This window comes from Arthrobacter sp. R4, assembly GCF_051365025.1.
Lineage (GTDB): Bacteria > Actinomycetota > Actinomycetes > Actinomycetales > Micrococcaceae > Arthrobacter.
In genome coordinates, this window is record NZ_JBLWIJ010000060.1 from 1 (window position 1) to 1,732 (window position 1,732).

Annotated in this window: 1 rRNA gene; it reads left to right on the forward strand. The window is 55.4% G+C overall.

Annotated features, from left to right (window positions below):
• Positions 1 to 188 precede the first annotated feature (188 nt).
• Positions 189 to 1,712, forward strand: a 16S ribosomal RNA gene (locus ACLKOZ_RS22420).
• The last annotated feature ends 20 nt before the right edge of the window (positions 1,713 to 1,732 follow it).

A 1,732-nucleotide genomic window follows, 5' to 3' on the forward strand; every position in this document is an offset into this window, starting at 1 on the left:
TGTGTCTGTTGTTTGAGAACTCAATAGTGTGCCAAGTTTGTTGATACCAATTGTTTTTTGATTGGTTGTTTTGGCCAGATCGTGCCGCCCCTGTGGTGTGGTTTGGTTTTTACAGCTGGTTTCAAATTTTGCAGTGTGGTTGCCGCGTTTTCCCGTGGTGGCTGTGTTGTGTTCGTTTTTGTTTTACTTCAACGGAGAGTTTGATCCTGGCTCAGGATGAACGCTGGCGGCGTGCTTAACACATGCAAGTCGAACGATGATGCCAGCTTGCTGGTGGATTAGTGGCGAACGGGTGAGTAACACGTGAGTAACCTGCCCTTAACTCTGGGATAAGCCTGGGAAACTGGGTCTAATACCGGATATGACTCCTCATCGCATGGTGGGGGGTGGAAAGCTTTTTGTGGTTTTGGATGGACTCGCGGCCTATCAGCTTGTTGGTGAGGTAATGGCTCACCAAGGCGACGACGGGTAGCCGGCCTGAGAGGGTGACCGGCCACACTGGGACTGAGACACGGCCCAGACTCCTACGGGAGGCAGCAGTGGGGAATATTGCACAATGGGCGCAAGCCTGATGCAGCGACGCCGCGTGAGGGATGACGGCCTTCGGGTTGTAAACCTCTTTCAGTAGGGAAGAAGCGAAAGTGACGGTACCTGCAGAAGAAGCGCCGGCTAACTACGTGCCAGCAGCCGCGGTAATACGTAGGGCGCAAGCGTTATCCGGAATTATTGGGCGTAAAGAGCTCGTAGGCGGTTTGTCGCGTCTGCCGTGAAAGTCCGGGGCTCAACTCCGGATCTGCGGTGGGTACGGGCAGACTAGAGTGATGTAGGGGAGACTGGAATTCCTGGTGTAGCGGTGAAATGCGCAGATATCAGGAGGAACACCGATGGCGAAGGCAGGTCTCTGGGCATTAACTGACGCTGAGGAGCGAAAGCATGGGGAGCGAACAGGATTAGATACCCTGGTAGTCCATGCCGTAAACGTTGGGCACTAGGTGTGGGGGACATTCCACGTTTTCCGCGCCGTAGCTAACGCATTAAGTGCCCCGCCTGGGGAGTACGGCCGCAAGGCTAAAACTCAAAGGAATTGACGGGGGCCCGCACAAGCGGCGGAGCATGCGGATTAATTCGATGCAACGCGAAGAACCTTACCAAGGCTTGACATGGACCGGACCGCCGCAGAAATGTGGTTTCCCCTTTGGGGCCGGTTCACAGGTGGTGCATGGTTGTCGTCAGCTCGTGTCGTGAGATGTTGGGTTAAGTCCCGCAACGAGCGCAACCCTCGTTCTATGTTGCCAGCGCGTGATGGCGGGGACTCATAGGAGACTGCCGGGGTCAACTCGGAGGAAGGTGGGGACGACGTCAAATCATCATGCCCCTTATGTCTTGGGCTTCACGCATGCTACAATGGCCGGTACAAAGGGTTGCGATACTGTGAGGTGGAGCTAATCCCAAAAAGCCGGTCTCAGTTCGGATTGGGGTCTGCAACTCGACCCCATGAAGTCGGAGTCGCTAGTAATCGCAGATCAGCAACGCTGCGGTGAATACGTTCCCGGGCCTTGTACACACCGCCCGTCAAGTCACGAAAGTTGGTAACACCCGAAGCCGGTGGCCTAACCCCTTGTGGGAGGGAGCTGTCGAAGGTGGGACTGGCGATTGGGACTAAGTCGTAACAAGGTAGCCGTACCGGAAGGTGCGGCTGGATCACCTCCTTTCTAAGGAGCACCTACAGATC